The sequence below is a fragment of the Hyunsoonleella aestuarii genome (assembly GCF_006148925.1).
Taxonomy (GTDB): domain Bacteria; phylum Bacteroidota; class Bacteroidia; order Flavobacteriales; family Flavobacteriaceae; genus Algibacter_D; species Algibacter_D aestuarii.
In genome coordinates, this window is record NZ_VAWB01000002.1 from 32875 (window position 1) to 48076 (window position 15202).

At 32.7% G+C, this 15202-nt stretch carries 16 protein-coding genes and 1 tRNA gene; 11 read left to right on the plus strand and 6 right to left on the minus strand.

Annotated elements, in window-relative coordinates:
• Nucleotides 1-30: 30 nt before the first annotated feature.
• From proS to rpsT, 3 genes are all read left to right on the plus strand, one after another.
• A complete protein-coding gene (gene proS / locus FEF17_RS09710) occupies nucleotides 31-1509 on the plus strand; it encodes a proline--tRNA ligase (RefSeq protein ID WP_139002208.1) in 1479 nt (492 codons plus the stop codon).
• A 169-nt stretch (nucleotides 1510-1678) separates the two neighbouring features.
• Nucleotides 1679-1750, plus strand: a tRNA-Glu gene (locus tag FEF17_RS09715).
• 25 nt (nucleotides 1751-1775) lie between these two features.
• Nucleotides 1776-2027: a 30S ribosomal protein S20 gene (gene rpsT, locus FEF17_RS09720; protein WP_139002209.1), complete on the plus strand. Its 252-nt coding sequence runs from the start codon at nucleotides 1776-1778 to the stop codon at nucleotides 2025-2027.
• Nucleotides 2028-2205: 178 nt separating this feature from the next.
• On the opposite strand, the gene rho is transcribed toward rpsT, so the two are convergent.
• Nucleotides 2206-3792, minus strand: coding sequence for a transcription termination factor Rho (rho, locus tag FEF17_RS09725; protein ID WP_139002210.1), 1587 nt, complete (start codon nucleotides 3790-3792; stop codon nucleotides 2206-2208).
• Between the two features lie 195 nt (nucleotides 3793-3987).
• Here rho and FEF17_RS09730 point away from each other — a divergent pair, with 195 nt between their 5' ends.
• On the plus strand, nucleotides 3988-4398 hold the full coding sequence (locus FEF17_RS09730) for a DUF4293 domain-containing protein (RefSeq protein WP_139002211.1): 411 nt from the start codon (nucleotides 3988-3990) through the stop codon (nucleotides 4396-4398).
• A 98-nt stretch (nucleotides 4399-4496) separates the two neighbouring features.
• Here FEF17_RS09730 and FEF17_RS09735 read toward each other — a convergent pair whose 3' ends face one another.
• On the minus strand, nucleotides 4497-5003 hold the full coding sequence (locus FEF17_RS09735) for a metallophosphoesterase family protein (protein ID WP_139002212.1): 507 nt from the start codon (nucleotides 5001-5003) through the stop codon (nucleotides 4497-4499).
• 100 nt (nucleotides 5004-5103) lie between these two features.
• Here FEF17_RS09735 and truA point away from each other — a divergent pair, with 100 nt between their 5' ends.
• A complete protein-coding gene (truA, locus tag FEF17_RS09740) occupies nucleotides 5104-5856 on the plus strand; it encodes a tRNA pseudouridine(38-40) synthase TruA (protein WP_139002213.1) in 753 nt (250 codons plus the stop codon).
• Nucleotides 5849-7615, plus strand: coding sequence for an ABC transporter ATP-binding protein (locus FEF17_RS09745; RefSeq protein ID WP_139002214.1), 1767 nt, complete (start codon nucleotides 5849-5851; stop codon nucleotides 7613-7615). The genes truA and FEF17_RS09745 overlap by 8 nt, the downstream gene beginning before the upstream one ends.
• A gap of 1 nt (nucleotide 7616) precedes the next feature.
• Here FEF17_RS09745 and FEF17_RS09750 read toward each other — a convergent pair whose 3' ends face one another.
• The 4 genes from FEF17_RS09750 to folP are packed head-to-tail and all read right to left on the minus strand — an operon-like array spanning nucleotide 7617 to nucleotide 10756.
• Complete coding sequence (locus FEF17_RS09750; RefSeq protein WP_139002215.1) at nucleotides 7617-8411, minus strand: DUF3667 domain-containing protein; 795 nt, start codon at nucleotides 8409-8411, stop codon at nucleotides 7617-7619.
• Complete coding sequence (locus FEF17_RS09755) at nucleotides 8411-9196, minus strand: diadenylate cyclase (protein WP_139002216.1); 786 nt, start codon at nucleotides 9194-9196, stop codon at nucleotides 8411-8413. The genes FEF17_RS09750 and FEF17_RS09755 overlap by 1 nt, the downstream gene beginning before the upstream one ends.
• Nucleotides 9197-9231: 35 nt before the next feature.
• Nucleotides 9232-9912, minus strand: a complete 681-nt coding sequence (locus tag FEF17_RS09760; RefSeq protein WP_139002217.1) for a hypothetical protein — start codon at nucleotides 9910-9912, stop codon at nucleotides 9232-9234.
• A gap of 19 nt (nucleotides 9913-9931) precedes the next feature.
• A complete protein-coding gene (gene folP / locus FEF17_RS09765) occupies nucleotides 9932-10756 on the minus strand; it encodes a dihydropteroate synthase (RefSeq protein ID WP_139002218.1) in 825 nt (274 codons plus the stop codon).
• Nucleotides 10757-10861: 105 nt separating this feature from the next.
• Here folP and FEF17_RS09770 point away from each other — a divergent pair, with 105 nt between their 5' ends.
• From FEF17_RS09770 to tpiA, 5 genes are all read left to right on the plus strand, one after another.
• A complete protein-coding gene (locus FEF17_RS09770; RefSeq protein WP_139002219.1) occupies nucleotides 10862-11401 on the plus strand; it encodes a DUF1599 domain-containing protein in 540 nt (179 codons plus the stop codon).
• A gap of 2 nt (nucleotides 11402-11403) precedes the next feature.
• The gene (locus FEF17_RS09775; protein WP_139002220.1) at nucleotides 11404-12756 is read left to right on the plus strand and encodes a BT_3928 family protein; all 1353 of its coding nucleotides are present in this window, start codon (nucleotides 11404-11406) and stop codon (nucleotides 12754-12756) included.
• 5 nt (nucleotides 12757-12761) lie between these two features.
• The gene (locus tag FEF17_RS09780; RefSeq protein ID WP_139002221.1) at nucleotides 12762-13838 is read left to right on the plus strand and encodes an ABC transporter permease; all 1077 of its coding nucleotides are present in this window, start codon (nucleotides 12762-12764) and stop codon (nucleotides 13836-13838) included.
• 47 nt (nucleotides 13839-13885) lie between these two features.
• Nucleotides 13886-14368, plus strand: coding sequence for a TlpA family protein disulfide reductase (locus tag FEF17_RS09785; protein WP_246046830.1), 483 nt, complete (start codon nucleotides 13886-13888; stop codon nucleotides 14366-14368).
• A 64-nt stretch (nucleotides 14369-14432) separates the two neighbouring features.
• Nucleotides 14433-15182, plus strand: a complete 750-nt coding sequence (gene tpiA / locus FEF17_RS09790) for a triose-phosphate isomerase (RefSeq protein ID WP_139002223.1) — start codon at nucleotides 14433-14435, stop codon at nucleotides 15180-15182.
• The last annotated feature ends 20 nt before the right edge of the window (nucleotides 15183-15202 follow it).

Genomic DNA, 15202 nt, shown 5'->3' on the forward strand with positions numbered 1-15202 from the left:
AAGTCACAATATTTGTGCCAAAACATTAATATGAGTAAAAAACTTACGAGTAGAGCTGAAGATTATTCAAAATGGTATAACGAATTGGTTGTCAAGGCAGACCTAGCAGAGAATTCTGCAGTTAGAGGATGTATGGTTATTAAGCCTTATGGTTATGCTATTTGGGAGAAAATGCAGGATGAGTTGGATAAAATGTTCAAAGAAACGGGGCATCAAAACGCTTATTTTCCACTTTTTGTTCCTAAAAGTTTGTTTGAAGCTGAAGAGAAAAATGCTGAAGGTTTTGCCAAGGAGTGTGCCGTAGTTACTCATTACAGATTACAAAATGATCCGGATAATAAAGGGAAACTGCGTGTAGATCCTAAAGCGAAATTGGAAGAAGAGCTTGTGGTAAGACCTACTAGTGAAGCTATTATTTGGAATACGTATAGAGGGTGGATACAGTCCTATAGAGATTTACCGCTTTTAATCAACCAATGGGCAAATGTTGTAAGGTGGGAGATGCGAACGCGATTGTTTTTAAGAACCGCAGAGTTTTTATGGCAAGAAGGACATACAGCTCATGAAACTAAAAAAGAAGCGCTTGCAGAAGCCGAATTAATGAATGACGTATATGCAAAATTTGCAGAAAATTTTATGGCTATCCCTGTTATTCAAGGTATAAAAACTGAAAGCGAACGATTTGCTGGAGCCGAAGAGACTTATTGTATTGAGGCATTGATGCAAGATGGGAAAGCACTGCAGGCTGGAACATCGCATTTTCTTGGACAGAATTTCGCAAAGGCTTTTGATGTTAAGTTTGCCAATAAAGAAGGTAAGCAGGATTATGTGTGGGCGACATCTTGGGGTGTTTCTACACGTTTAATGGGTGCTTTAATAATGACTCATAGTGATGATAATGGTCTAGTATTGCCGCCAAGTCTCGCACCAAATCAAGTGGTTATTGTACCTATATATAAGAGTGAGGAAGATTTGGAAGCAATTACTAATGTTGCCAATACCATTTTAAGTGAACTAAGAGGTAAAAATATTACTGTGAAGTATGATAATAGAACCACACACAGACCGGGAGCCAAATTTGCTCAGCATGAATTACAAGGTGTTCCACTTAGAATTGCTATAGGAGCTAGAGATTTAGCTAATGGAACCGTTGAAATTGCACGTCGCGATACCTTAACAAAGGAAGTGGTTGCAATGGAAGGGCTATCTGATAAAATTGAAGCACTATTAAAGACAATACAAAAGGACTTATTTAATAAAGCATTAGATTTTAGAAATAACCATATTACTGAAGTTGATAATTTTGACGAATTTATAGAGGTTTTAGAATCAAAAACAGGTTTTGTGTCGGCACATTGGGATGGCACTGCTGAAACCGAGGACAAGATAAAAGAATTAACAAAGGCAACAATTAGATGCATTCCTTTAGAAGGCATTGAAGAAATGGGTGATTGTGTTTACACTGGAAACCCGTCAAAACGTAGAGTATTATTCGCGAAAGCCTATTAAAATATAAAAAACAAGAGTCTAATAATTTTTTTTAAAAAAAGATTATTTAGCTCTTGCAACATTTAAAAATAGTTGTATTTTTGCATCCGCAATGGAAACGTTGTACGTTATTTGAAACAATTGCAAGTCTAAATTTTAAAATTTATATTTGCACACTCAAAAAAACAATGGCCCGTTCGTCTATCGGCTAGGACGCCAGGTTTTCATCCTGGTAAGAGGGGTTCGATTCCCCTACGGGCTACAATTAAAAAATTAAGAAAAATAAAATGGCAAATCATAAGTCAGCATTAAAGAGAATTAGAAGTAACGAAGCAAAACGCTTAATTAACAAGTATCAGCATAAGACGACTCGTAATGCGATTAAGAAATTACGTGAGTTAACTGATAAAAAAGAAGCTGAAAAAATGTTTCCTACGGTAGTTTCTATGTTAGATAAACTTGCAAAGAAAAACGTAATTCATGCTAACAAGGCAGCTAACTTAAAATCTGGTTTAGCAAATCATATTGCTGCACTATAATTAGATATAGAATTTTAAAATATTCAAAGCTTCTCAGAAATGAGAGGCTTTTTTTGTTGGTGTTATTAAAAACGAAATTACTGTTTTATAGTATAACTTTTGTTCTTGTCAAATAAAAAACGTCTTTACATTTATGCAAAGACGTTTAAAGTTTGAGTTAGTCTAGTTAATATTTCAATTATCCATTCATAGATATTAAAAATTCTTCATTATTTCTGGTTTGTTTAAACCTATCATTAATAAACTCCATGGCTTCAACAGGATTCATATCTGCAAGATATTTACGCATTACCCACATACGTTGAATGGTATTATCATCTAACAGAATGTCGTCACGGCGTGTACTTGAGGATGTTAAATCAATTGCTGGGAAAATTCTACGGTTTGAAATTTTTCTATCCAACTGAAGTTCCATATTACCAGTACCTTTAAACTCTTCAAAAATAACCTCGTCCATTTTAGAACCAGTTTCTGTAAGTGCAGTTGCGATAATAGTAAGTGACCCTCCATTTTCTATGTTACGAGCGGCACCAAAAAAACGTTTGGGCTTGTGCAATGCGTTGGCATCAACACCACCACTAAGAATTTTACCCGATGCTGGTTGCACTGTATTGTAAGCTCTAGCTAAACGGGTAATAGAGTCTAAAAGTATGACTACATCATGACCACATTCAACTAATCGTTTTGCTTTTTCAAGCACAATATTAGCAATTTTCACATGCTCATGTGCTTCTTTATCAAAAGTAGAGGCAATAACTTCTCCACGAACATTTCGTTGCATATCTGTTACCTCCTCTGGACGTTCATCAATAAGTAATATCATTTGATATACTTCTGGGTGATTTGCAGCGATGGCATTTGCAACATCTTTTAAAAGCATGGTTTTACCCGTTTTTGGTTGTGATACAATCATACCACGCTGTCCTTTTCCAATAGGAGAGAACAAATCCATAATTCGCGTAGAAATAGTACTCTGCTTTTCAGCAATGTCAAATTTTTCTTGAGGAAATAATGGTGTTAAATGTTCAAAAGACACACGGTCTCTAACAACGTTAGGATTTTGACCATTAATTTTACTCACTTTAATAAGTGGAAAATATTTTTCACCTTCTTTTGGAGGACGAACATGGCCCAAAACGGTATCACCTGTTTTTAAACCAAACAATCTAATTTGAGATTGTGAAACATAAATATCGTCTGGAGAAGATAGGTAATTATAATCTGATGAACGTAAGAAGCCATAACCATCTTGCATGATATCTAAAACACCTTCACTTTCAATTATGGCATCAAATTCAAAATCAGGTTCGCGATAACGATTTCTCCCATCTTTATTCCCTTTTTCAACATTACCACTTTTTTGATTTTTATGTTGGTTTTTATTTTGAGAGTGATTGTCTCTTTTTTGATTTTGCTGGTTTTGCTTGTTCTGCCCATCTTTATTATTATCGTTAGATGGTCTTGGGTTTGGTTTATGTACTGGTTTATTTTCTTCGGAACTAGGCTTAACTTCTTGCTCTTTTTTTTCTTGAGCGGGTGCTGGCTTTTGAACACGTTGTCTCGGTCTTTTTTCTTGTTTATCCTCTTGTACTTTTTCTGGGGTAACAACAGCTTTAACAGCTTTAGGGTCTGCGGCTTGTTGGTCTAGTATTTGATATACTAAGTCTAGTTTTTTAAGTGAACGGTATTTAGGAACGTTCAGTTTTTTTGCAATCTCCTGTAAATCAGTGAGTTTTTTCTCTTTTAGTTGTGAAATTTCAAACATCTATGTTTAGTTGAATCTATTGAATATTTAATTTTGAATACAAACTTGAGTTATTCTGAAAAAAAATGATTTTTTATTCTGAAGAAATAACCGCTTGCTATTGCGATTGTTGTGAATTATTACTGCAATTATACAACTTTATTTTAATTTTTAGCATTAATTCTATTATTTTTGCGGTCTAGTTTTAAAAATTACATGCTACAACGTATTCAAACTATTTACCTTTTATTAGCTGCCATTGTTTCGGCTGGATTAATTTATGTGTTGGCTTTATGGACAAATAATGAAGGTGTAGAAGTTTTTGCAGATGATGTTAATTATGTTTTTGTTGCATTTTTAGTGTCTGCTTTTTTTTCAATTGTAGCTATATTTAGATATAAGAATAGGAAATCTCAATTTATGTTGGGGCGACTTAACATCATATTAAACTTTTTTTTACTAGGATTTTTTGTATATCAATCTCTAAACATATCTGGAGAAACGGCGGTTTCTGAGAAAGGTATTGGGATGCTTCTTCCAATCATTTCTATCGTATTTTTGGTTTTAGCCAATAAGGCCATTAAGAAGGATGAAGATCTTGTAAAATCTGTAGATAGATTACGATAAACCTAACATCTTAGTAGTATTAGTGCGTAAAACCCAAAGTTAAAGCTTTGGGTTTTTTATTTTATAAATTGAAGATATTAAATCCTAACAAAACCCTGCTAGTGTTTTGGGTACCTATTTGGAAATTCTATAACCTCTAAATTCTCAATTTTATCCCCATCAATAGTAAAGCGGAGCATAGTTCTACTTTTATGAAAGCCATGTTTTCCCACAGCACCAGGGTTCATATGTAATAAATTTAATTTGTTATCCGGCATTACTTTTAAAATATGGGAATGCCCAGATATAAATAATTTTGGAGGATTTGCTCGAATAGCATCTCTTACTCTTGTATTGTAAGCGTTAGGGTAACCACCAATATGCGTTATCCAAACAGCAACATTTTCACAATTAAATCGATTGTTCTCTGGAAACTCAACACGAATTTTAGCATTGTCAATATTTCCATAAACGCCTTTTATTGGTTTAATTTTCTTTATAGCATCTGTAACTTTTAGATCACCAATATCACCGGCATGCCAAACTTCGTCTGCTTGTTGAGCATATTTTAAAATATCATCATCAATGTAACCATGGGTATCAGAAAGCAATAATATTTTTTTCATAGTATTTTATGAAATCTTTTAATATATAATTAAGAATCTTGTAAGTGTAAGAATAACAAATCTAGCTATCTTTACGCTTTCACAAAAGTATTAAAACAATTTGCGATATTTTATTGAACTTTCTTATAATGGTGGTCTCTATCATGGTTGGCAAAATCAACCTAATGCCCTTACTGTTCAAGAAACTTTAGAGAAAGGGTTGTCTGTGTTATTGGATGATTCAATAAGCATAATGGGGGCAGGAAGAACTGATGCTGGTGTACATGCGAAACAGATGTTTGCACATTTCGATACTGAAAAAACATTCAATACTTCAAACCTTGTTTTTAAGCTAAATTCTTTTTTAAAAGAAGATATTGCAATCAAGAGAATTTTTCGAGTTAAAGATGATGCTCATGCACGTTTTGATGCCATAAGCAGAACGTATTTGTATAGAATTAGCCTGAAAAAGGATGTTTTTGGATATAAAAGCGCTTACTATGTAAAGCAAAATCTGGATATTGATAAAATGAAAAAAGCTTCGAAGATTCTATTAGATTATAAAGATTTTCAATGCTTTTCAAAAACGAATACCGATGTAAAAACGTATTATTGTAATATAATGAGGGCCGATTTATCTCTAAATGGAGAAGAGCTACAATTTACAATACAGGCCGATAGGTTTTTACGAAATATGGTAAGAGCCATTGTTGGAACCTTAATAAATATAGGCTTAGGGAAATTGGAGGTTTTGGATATGCATAGCATTATTAAATCTAAAAATAGGAGTGAAGCCGGATTTTCTGTACCTGCACATGGATTGTATTTAATAGATGTCGACTATCCAGTTGAAATAAAATATATTAATGAGTAAAACAAAAGAGAATATTTTTGATTTTAAGTTGTTTAAACGACTTTTTAAGTATATCCAACCATATAAGGGTGTCTTTTTTGGATTAGTAGTTCTAGTTATTTTGCTGGCTGGCTTAAGTGCTGCTACACCTTACATTACTAAATATGCGATAGATGATAGTATTGCAAGTAAAGAGTCTAAGGACTTTCTGTTTTATATCTTTATAATGCTTGCTGTATTGCTTTTTCAAACAGTTTTTCAATTATCATTCATTTATTATGCGGCTTATTTAGGACAAAACTTGGTTATGGATGTTCGTGTTAAGCTTTTTGATCATTTACTCCGGTTTAAAATGAAGTATTTTGATAATTCCTCTGTCGGGGTTCTTATTACTAGAGCGGTAACCGATATGGAGCGTATCGCAGATATCTTTGGACAAGGCTTATTTATGATTTTTAGAGATTTATTAACTATGACTGTGGTTTTTATAGTTATGGTTTCAATAAATTTGAAGTTGAGCCTCATAGTATTTATTATGCTTCCAATTTTGTTATATGCAACACGTATATTTCAGAAGTTTATGAAGAAAGCTTTTGAGGAAGTAAGAACTGAAGTTTCAAATCTAAATTCCTTTGTCCAAGAGCGCTTAACAGGAATGAAAATTTTGCAACTTTTTACTAGAGAAGCGGTTGAGTATAAAAACTTTAAAGCCATAAATGAACGTCATAAAAAGGGATGGTTAAAAACAGTTTGGTACAACTCTATATTCTTTCCAATTGCAGATTTGTCGGGTTCAATTACAGTAGGCTTAATCGCTTGGTATGGAGGATTAAATGTGGTGCTGGCTGGAAAAGTTTCAGAAGGCGATTTAATTGCTTTTATTATGTTTGTTCCTATGCTTTTTAGGCCATTACGCCAAATTGCTGATAAGTTTAATACGTTGCAAATGGGTATGGTTGCAGCTACTAGAGTGTTTAAAGTTATAGATACTACTTCTCAAATTGATGATACAGGAACACTTGTTGCTGAGCACTTTAAAGGAGATATTAAATTTAAAAATGTACGCTTCAGTTATGTTAAGGATGAGGAGGTTTTAAAAGGCGTTTCTTTTAATGTTGAAGCAGGAGAAACTGTTGCCATTGTTGGAGCTACTGGAGCTGGAAAATCAACCATTATTAATTTGCTAAATCGTTTTTACGAAATCAATGATGGTCAGATTTTAGTTGATGAAACCAATATTAAAGATGTTACTTTATCTTCATTAAGAACGCAGATAGCAGTGGTATTACAAGATGTGTTTTTGTTTGCAGATACCATATTAAATAACATAATGCTTAATCATCCTGAGGTTACAGAAGAGGATGTACATAAAGCTGCCAAAGATATTGGTATACATGATTTTATAATGACCCTTCCTAATGGTTATCATTACAACGTAAAGGAACGTGGTGTTATGTTGTCATCTGGTCAGCGTCAGCTTATTTCATTTTTAAGAGCATATGTTACGAACCCAAGCATATTGGTTTTAGATGAAGCAACATCTTCTGTGGATTCTTATTCAGAGCAATTAATACAAAACGCTACCGATAAAATAACAAAAGGTAGAACATCTATTGTGATAGCCCATAGGTTAGCGACTATTAAGAAAGCAGATAAAATTTTAGTTATGGATGCTGGAGAAATAGTTGAACAAGGAACTCATAAAGACTTACTTAAAAAGCAAAACGGTTATTATAAAAACTTATACGAAGTTCAGTTTTTACAAGAGGAAATAGCTTAGTTTATCCAGTTGCTTGTTGTGTTTCCATAATTTTTTTGAAAAAATCTGGACCTTCAATTAAGAACATAATTCCAACTATTGCAAATATTACAACAATGTAGGATATTATGAATATTCCAATGAAGAGCAGTGTTCTTAGGATTATACCTTGAAGAGATAATTTGTAAAGACGCTTTAAACAATAAGCAGAATACAATATTTGGATTGGTAAATTCAAATAAGCAAGTTGCCCTAGGGATGTTCCTATAACCGCCCCAATAATATTTAAAATAGCCCCAAAAATTGACAATTGAGCCAATATATACATGAAAATAACTAAGTGCTCGGTATAGTTAAATTCTTTTCTATTGAAAAAGACTAGTCTCGAGATTAATGCATAAACTGGTACAAACAACATCATGATAATTGACATGTTTTCCTGAATAGTTTGAAAAACAGTATTCGATATGTTTTTATTGTTACCGAGATCAAGATTGGATAAATCAATAGCATCCGGGAAATACTTCCTTAGAATGAACCATTCTAATCCTGTAATAGTTAAGGCTAAGGCAAAGTAACTTAACACATTTACATATTTTTTTCTTGTACCGTTTATATAGCTACCTATAACATTTTCAGGGTTTTTAAAGAGCGTAATAAAGGTTTGAAGGAATTTGTTATCGTAATTAAGGAATGTTTCACTGAAATGCTCAAACAAGTTTTTTAATGTTAAGCGATTTCTTATAACTTTTCCTCCGCAAGAATAGCAGTAATCGCTTTCATCTAATAAACTTGAATTACAGTTTTTACATTGCATTAGACTAAATCATTTTTTATCATTTGAGTAAGTTCGGTAGTATTTTCGAATACCACAAACTCACCATCTTTAAAGTAAGAGATATGTCCAGTTTCTTCACTAACAATAAGTGCCAAGGCATCTGTTTTTTCAGTAACACCTATTGCAGCTCTATGCCTTAGGCCAAAACGCTGTGGGATGTTCTTTTCGTTGTTAACAGGAAGAATCACGCGCGTCGCTTTAACCACATTATTACTTACTATAATGGCACCGTCATGAAGCGGGCTATTTTTAAAAAAGATACTTTCAATTATAGGCTGCGTTACTTTAATATTCATTTCGTCTCCCGAGGACGATAAAAAATCAAGGTTATTGTTGCGTTCAAAAACGATTAAAGCTCCTGTTTTAGATATCGACATTTTATTACAGGCAGCTATTATGGCATCTACATCGGTTTCATTTAGCGTTTCCGTTTTTAGGAAACTGAATTGCTTTATGAATTTACGGCGTCTGTTAAAATTGGTAGAACCCACCATCAAAAGAAACTTTCTAATTTCTGGTTGAAATACTACAATTAAGGCAATAATTCCAACTTTCATAAAACCGCCAAAAATACCTGTAAGAAGTTCCATATTAAGGAAATCGGTAAGTCTCCAGGCTCCATAAATAATTATAATTCCAATAAAAATATTGATTGCTACAGTGCCTTTTACCAGTTTGTAGAGGTAGTAGAGAAGAAGCGCCACGAGAACAACATCAATAATATCAACAACAGTAAATTTTAAAAGGTCATCAAATATTTCCAATGGCAGTTGATTTTGGTAAATTTAAGAAAATATGGTTAATAAATGAATTCATTTTCATCTATTAAATTTTGCCACATTCCTATATTTTCCAAAATTGATTTTACAGTAATATAATCTTGAAAAGTAAGTGATTGTTTTACATTTATACTTATTCTTTGAATATTTAATGACGAAAAATCGTTTAAAGTTTTATTTAAGTTCTGAATATTCGTAATTTCTAAAGCATTATTAGGTGTTGAGCCAGCAAATGTAATTTTATTCAATGATTCAACATATATCTCTAATTTGCTATTATCCCAGAGTGTATTAAATTCTTTAAAGGATCCAATGGAGTCACTTAATTGATAAACCACGTCAGTAAACTCTAGAAAGCCCAAATCATTCCTGCTGGTATTATGACAGGTAAAATAGTTTTTAGCGTTTTCATTCTTATGACTTGAATTATTCTTTTTGTCTTGTAAAAACTTAATTTGAGGCATAACTTGTTTAAGTGTTAAGCGTTTATCTACATTGATTAACCAATTTGTGGTACTAATGAGGTTTTTTCTATTTAATTCAACACTGTCTGGCATACTTTCATTAAAGAATAAATAGGCATGAGAGATATCATTAACTTCAGTAATTTTAGAATTTTTTATTTCAGGCAATTGAACTACTTTTTTTTCACCACATGAAACAGTTAACAAAATAAAACAGAGTAAAATTAATTTCTTCATAAATTTATATCTATACGACTTAATAATTTAGTAATTTAATGAGTTTTACACATTCCATGGCTTCTTTAACATCATGCACTCTTAAAATAGATGCACCCTTTTGTAGAGCAATTGTATTTAAAACAGACGTCCCGTTTAGAGCTTCTTTAGCTGAGGTGTTTAAAGTTTTATAAATCATAGATTTTCGTGATAAACCCACTAATAAGGGCGTTTCAATTATATTAAAAAGCTCTAATTCATTGAGTAATTGATAATTTTGTTCCAAAGTTTTTGCAAATCCAAAGCCCGGATCTACAATAATATCAACAATACCAAGCGCTCTAGCTGCTGCAATCCTTTCCGAAAAGTAGAACAAAATATCTTTCACTAGGTTATTATAATTAGTTTGTATTTGCATGGTTTTGGGAGTCCCTCGCATGTGCATCATTATGAAAGGCACCTTTGAATCGGCAACAGTATTAAGCATATTATCATCTAATTTTCCAGCTGAAATATCGTTTATAAGAGCAGCGCCTGCATCAATACAAGTTTTAGCAACCTTACTTCTAAAAGTATCAATGGAAAGTAAAGTGTCTGGGAAAGTTTTTAGAATTAATTTAACTATGGGAAGTATTCTTTTTAACTCAATAGCTTCACTAACATGGTCGGCATTAGGACGAGAGCTATAAGCGCCAAGATCTATAAATGCGGCACCTTCTTTCAACATACTTTCAACATGGTATAACATGGAAGTTTCATCTTTATGTTTTCCTCCGTCATAAAAAGAATCAGGGGTAATGTTTAATACTCCCATCACTTTTGGTGTCGATAAATCAATAATTTGACCTTTACAATTTATAGTCATTCATATAGTTTTCTTTGATGTTTGTACATAGTTTAAAACTTTAAACCTTAAACTTTGAACATTCTAATAATTTATGCGAAATTTACGCAAAATAGATTTTAATTTATGCAAGATACCTCAAAACAATACGATGCTGTAATTGACACCTGTAAAAGTTTATTTATTAAAAAAATGTCTGATTATGGAAGTGCTTGGAGGATATTGAGATTACCTTCATTAACCGATCAAATTTTTATAAAAGCTCAGCGCATCAGAGGTCTGCAACAAAATGATGTTAGAAAAGTAGATGAAGATGAGATAAGCGAGTTTATCGGGATTATAAACTATTCGGTTATGGCACTTATTCAGTTGGAAAAAGGTGTTGTTGATCAACCAGATTTATCTGCAGATGAGGCTACAAAGTTATTTGAGGAACAGGTTGCTTTAACAAAGCAATTAATGCTTGATAAAAATCATGATTACGGGGAGGCTTGGCGAGATATGAGAGTAAGTAGCTTAACCGATTTAATTTTACAAAAGCTTTTGCGCGTTAAGCAGATAGAAGATAACAAAGGAAAAACTCTAGTAAGCGAAGGCATAGATGCCAACTATCAAGACATGATTAATTATGCCGTATTTGCTATGATTCATTTAAACAACGTATAGGTATGAAGTTACTGGTTAATATATCGAGAATATTAGTTGGAGTATTGTTTATATTTTCTGGGTTTATAAAGCTTAATGACCCATTAGGCTTTTCCTATAAGTTGCAAGAATACTTTAGTCAAGATGTTTTAAATATTCCTAATTTAGAACCATATGCACTTATGATTTCGATTTTTGTAGTGGTTTTCGAGGTGGTTTTGGGTGTGTTTTTGTTAATTGGTTATAAGCCTAAATTTACAGTATGGAGTTTATTAGGGATGATTGTGTTTTTTACATTTTTGACCTTTTACGCTGCTTATTTTGAAAAGGTTAAAGATTGTGGATGTTTTGGTGATTTTTTAAAATTAAAACCTTGGGAGTCTTTTTGGAAAGATGTTATTCTTCTTATCTTAATAGTGATTCTTTTTGTTGGCGTAAAACATGTAAAGCCTCTTTTTGGTAGATTACCAACAACTGTATTAGCATTATTAGGTTTCATATTTAGTTTATGGTTTGGTTACCATGTATTAATGCATTTGCCTTCCATAGATTTTAGAGCATACAAAATTGGAAACAACATTAAAAAAGGCATGGAAATTCCAGATGATGCGCCTAAGCCTATTCAAGAGTATAGTTGGAAATTCAATGTGAATGGTGAGGAAAGAGTCTTCAAAACTAATGGTCAATACCCAAGTGTAGAAGGAGATTTTGTTAGCGTTGAGACTGAAGTGATTCAAGAGGGCTATACACCACCAGTTGTTGATTTTTCAATTGAAAATGACGCTGAAGATTTAACTACTCATTTTTTGAGTCAAGAAAACTTAATAGTTGTTATCTCTTATAGCTTAGAGAAAATAGAACGAGAAGGCGCCTTAAAATTAAAGGGTTTTCAAAAGGAAGCTTTAAAGAAAGGCTATAAAATTATTGGATTAACAGCCTCTGGAGAAGAGGCTAAGCGACGAATTAACAAAGCATATAATATTGATTTCGAATGGTATTTATGCGATGAAAAAGCTCTTAAAACTGTTGTTCGGGCTAATCCAGGGATTTTAGAATTAGATGAAGGCACAGTAAAGCAGAAGGTGCATTGGAATGATATAGAAGATTTTGATTTGCCTGAAGTTGAAAAAGTAACTGCTTTATCCTTTGAGGAAAAAAATAAAGAGAACATTTTGTATTTAGTTGATGGGGAAATTTCGACAAAGGAAGATGTTGATATTTTAGAAGAAAAAGGTGTGGTTGGCATACTTCACTTTACAATTGACAATAATATTTTGGATTCAATCAATAAATCTATGAATAACAATTATGTTGGATTTATGAATGTTGAATTAAAAAAAGATAGTATCCAAGAGGATACGAGTGTAAACAAATAAACTATTTGATTAGTTACTTACTAAATAAAATTACTTATTCTTTACTCACATTATTTGGAGTAGTAACGGTTATTTTTCTATTATTTAATGTCCTTCCAGGAGATCCTGCTCAAATGATGCTAGGTCAAAATGAAGATAGTGAGCAATTGGCTTTAGTTAAAAAGAAATACGGATTTGATAAACCTATTTCTACTCAATATTTTTATTATTTAAATGACCTGTCTCCAATTTCGATTCATTCAAATTCCCCAGATGATTATACACATTTAAAGGATGGTAAGTATATGGCATTTAGATTGTTTTCATTTGGAAATAAAACTGCTGTTTTGAAATTTCCTTATTTCCGCGAGTCTTTTACTAAACAAGGAAAACTAGTAAGTCAAGTTTTAAAAGAAACATTACCAAATACTTTTGTTTTGGCAACGGCATCAATAATTATTGCTATTATATTGGGTATCTTTTTGGGGATAATTTCTGCACAGTACAAGGACACATGGGTGGATAAGTTGATACAAATATTAAGTACATTGGGTATGAGTGTACCGTCTTTTTTTAGTGCAATTTTATTCGCTTGGTTCTTTGGTTTTCTACTTCATAAATACACAAATTTAGAAATGACTGGAAGTCTTTACGAGCTTGACGATTTTGGGGAAGCGATGCACATTAAATGGAAAAATTTAATATTACCTGCTATTGTTTTAGGTATTCGACCGTTGGCAGTTGTTATTCAATTAATGCGCAACTCGTTACTAGAAGTGTTTAACCAAGATTATATAAGAACTGCTAGAGCCAAAGGGCTCAGCGAATTCCAAATTATTAGAAAGCATGCAGTAAAAAATGCTTTGAATCCTGTTGTTACAGCTATTTCAGGTTGGTTTGCATCCATGCTTGCAGGAGCTGTTTTTGTGGAATATATTTTTGGATGGAATGGCCTAGGAAAAGAAATAGTAAATGCCTTAAATACACTTGATTTGCCTGTAATTATGGGCGCAGTTATAATTATTGCCACCTTGTTTGTAATTATAAATATTTTTGTCGACTTAATCTATGTTTGGTTAGATCCAAAAGTAAAACTAGAATAACACGTTCTTCTAAATTGGACTCATAATAACTTAAAAAAATGAAAAAAATGAATTATCTAATAATATTACTTACCACATTTCTTAGCTGTAATACAGAAGCTCCGACGCAATTTTCAGAAGAAGTATTAAATGATACCTTCCTTACCTTGCAAGGAGAAGAGATCGCTTTTGAATCTATTTTAGAAAAACATAAAGGAAAAACGATTCTTATTGATATTTGGGCGTCTTGGTGTCGCGATTGTATAAAGGGAATGCCAAAAGTTAAGGCATTGCAGTCTAATAATACCGATGTTGTTTTCATATTCTTGTCCTTAGATAGAGGACAAGACGCTTGGAAAAGGGGTATAGATAAATACCAAGTGAACGGGGAGCATTATTATATGCCCTCTGGAAAGAAATGTCCTTTTGCAGATTTTGTAGATATTGATTGGATTCCTAGATATATGATAATAAATAAAGAAGGTAACATAGAATTATTTAAGGCCGTTGAAGCCGATGACGATAAGTTGGTAAACGCGTTAAAAAAGTAGTATTTTTGCAGCTTTAAATAACTACTAATAACACCTTTCAAAAGAAAGATTAAGACCAACTATTATGAGAAAACAAATTGTTGCCGGAAACTGGAAGATGAATAATGATTTAGTTCATACAGAATCATTATTAAGCGATTTAAAGAAGCAAACTCAAACCTCGAACGCTGAGGTTATGGTTGCTCCAACATTTACAAACTTATATCATGCTTTCGAAGCTTTGAGAACCACTAATGTTGTAGTTGTTGCTCAAAATATGCATTTTGCCGAAAATGGAGCCTACACAGGTGAGATTAGTGCAAGTATGTTAAAAAGTGTAGGTGTAGAAACTGTGATTCTGGGTCATAGTGAACGTCGTGAATATTTCAACGAAACAGACGAATTGTTAGCCAAAAAAGTGGATGCGGCTTTAACTAATGATATGCGCGTTATTTTCTGTTTTGGTGAGGAATTAACTGATAGAAAATCTAGAAATGAAGAAACTATTGTCAAAAACCAAATTAAAAACGCCTTGTTTCACTTAAACGCTGTGGCTTTTAAAAATATTGTTCTAGCCTACGAACCTGTTTGGGCTATAGGAACGGGAGAAACTGCAAGCCCAGAGCAAGCACAAGATATGCATGCCTTTATTAGAAAGACCTTAGCTAACAAATACGGTAACGAGGTAGCAGACTCTGTATCTATTCTATATGGTGGTAGTGTAAAGCCTGCCAATGCTCAAGAAATATTCTCTAAGCCAGATGTAGATGGCGGTTTAATAGGTGGAGCATCGCTTAATGCGGAAGATTTCTACGCTATTGTAAACGCATTTTAGTAAATTATAATTAGGGCGTT

Bases quoted from the DNA above. Each gene is read 5' to 3' on its own strand.
- FEF17_RS09730 (WP_139002211.1), top strand. From the start codon at position 3,988: ATGCTACAACGTATTCAAACTATTTACCTTTTATTAGCTGCCATTGTT.
- rpsT (WP_139002209.1), top strand. From the start codon at position 1,776: ATGGCAAATCATAAGTCAGCATTAAAGAGAATTAGAAGTAACGAAGCA.
- FEF17_RS09760 (WP_139002217.1), bottom strand. From the start codon at position 9,912: ATGAAGAAATTAATTTTACTCTGTTTTATTTTGTTAACTGTTTCATGT.
- FEF17_RS09775 (WP_139002220.1), top strand. From the start codon at position 11,404: ATGAAGTTACTGGTTAATATATCGAGAATATTAGTTGGAGTATTGTTT.
- tpiA (WP_139002223.1), top strand. From the start codon at position 14,433: ATGAGAAAACAAATTGTTGCCGGAAACTGGAAGATGAATAATGATTTA.
- folP (WP_139002218.1), bottom strand. From the start codon at position 10,756: ATGACTATAAATTGTAAAGGTCAAATTATTGATTTATCGACACCAAAA.
- FEF17_RS09785 (WP_246046830.1), top strand. From the start codon at position 13,886: ATGAATTATCTAATAATATTACTTACCACATTTCTTAGCTGTAATACA.
- FEF17_RS09745 (WP_139002214.1), top strand. From the start codon at position 5,849: ATGAGTAAAACAAAAGAGAATATTTTTGATTTTAAGTTGTTTAAACGA.
- proS (WP_139002208.1), top strand. From the start codon at position 31: ATGAGTAAAAAACTTACGAGTAGAGCTGAAGATTATTCAAAATGGTAT.
- FEF17_RS09770 (WP_139002219.1), top strand. From the start codon at position 10,862: ATGCAAGATACCTCAAAACAATACGATGCTGTAATTGACACCTGTAAA.
- FEF17_RS09735 (WP_139002212.1), bottom strand. From the start codon at position 5,003: ATGAAAAAAATATTATTGCTTTCTGATACCCATGGTTACATTGATGAT.
- rho (WP_139002210.1), bottom strand. From the start codon at position 3,792: ATGTTTGAAATTTCACAACTAAAAGAGAAAAAACTCACTGATTTACAG.
- FEF17_RS09750 (WP_139002215.1), bottom strand. From the start codon at position 8,411: ATGCAATGTAAAAACTGTAATTCAAGTTTATTAGATGAAAGCGATTAC.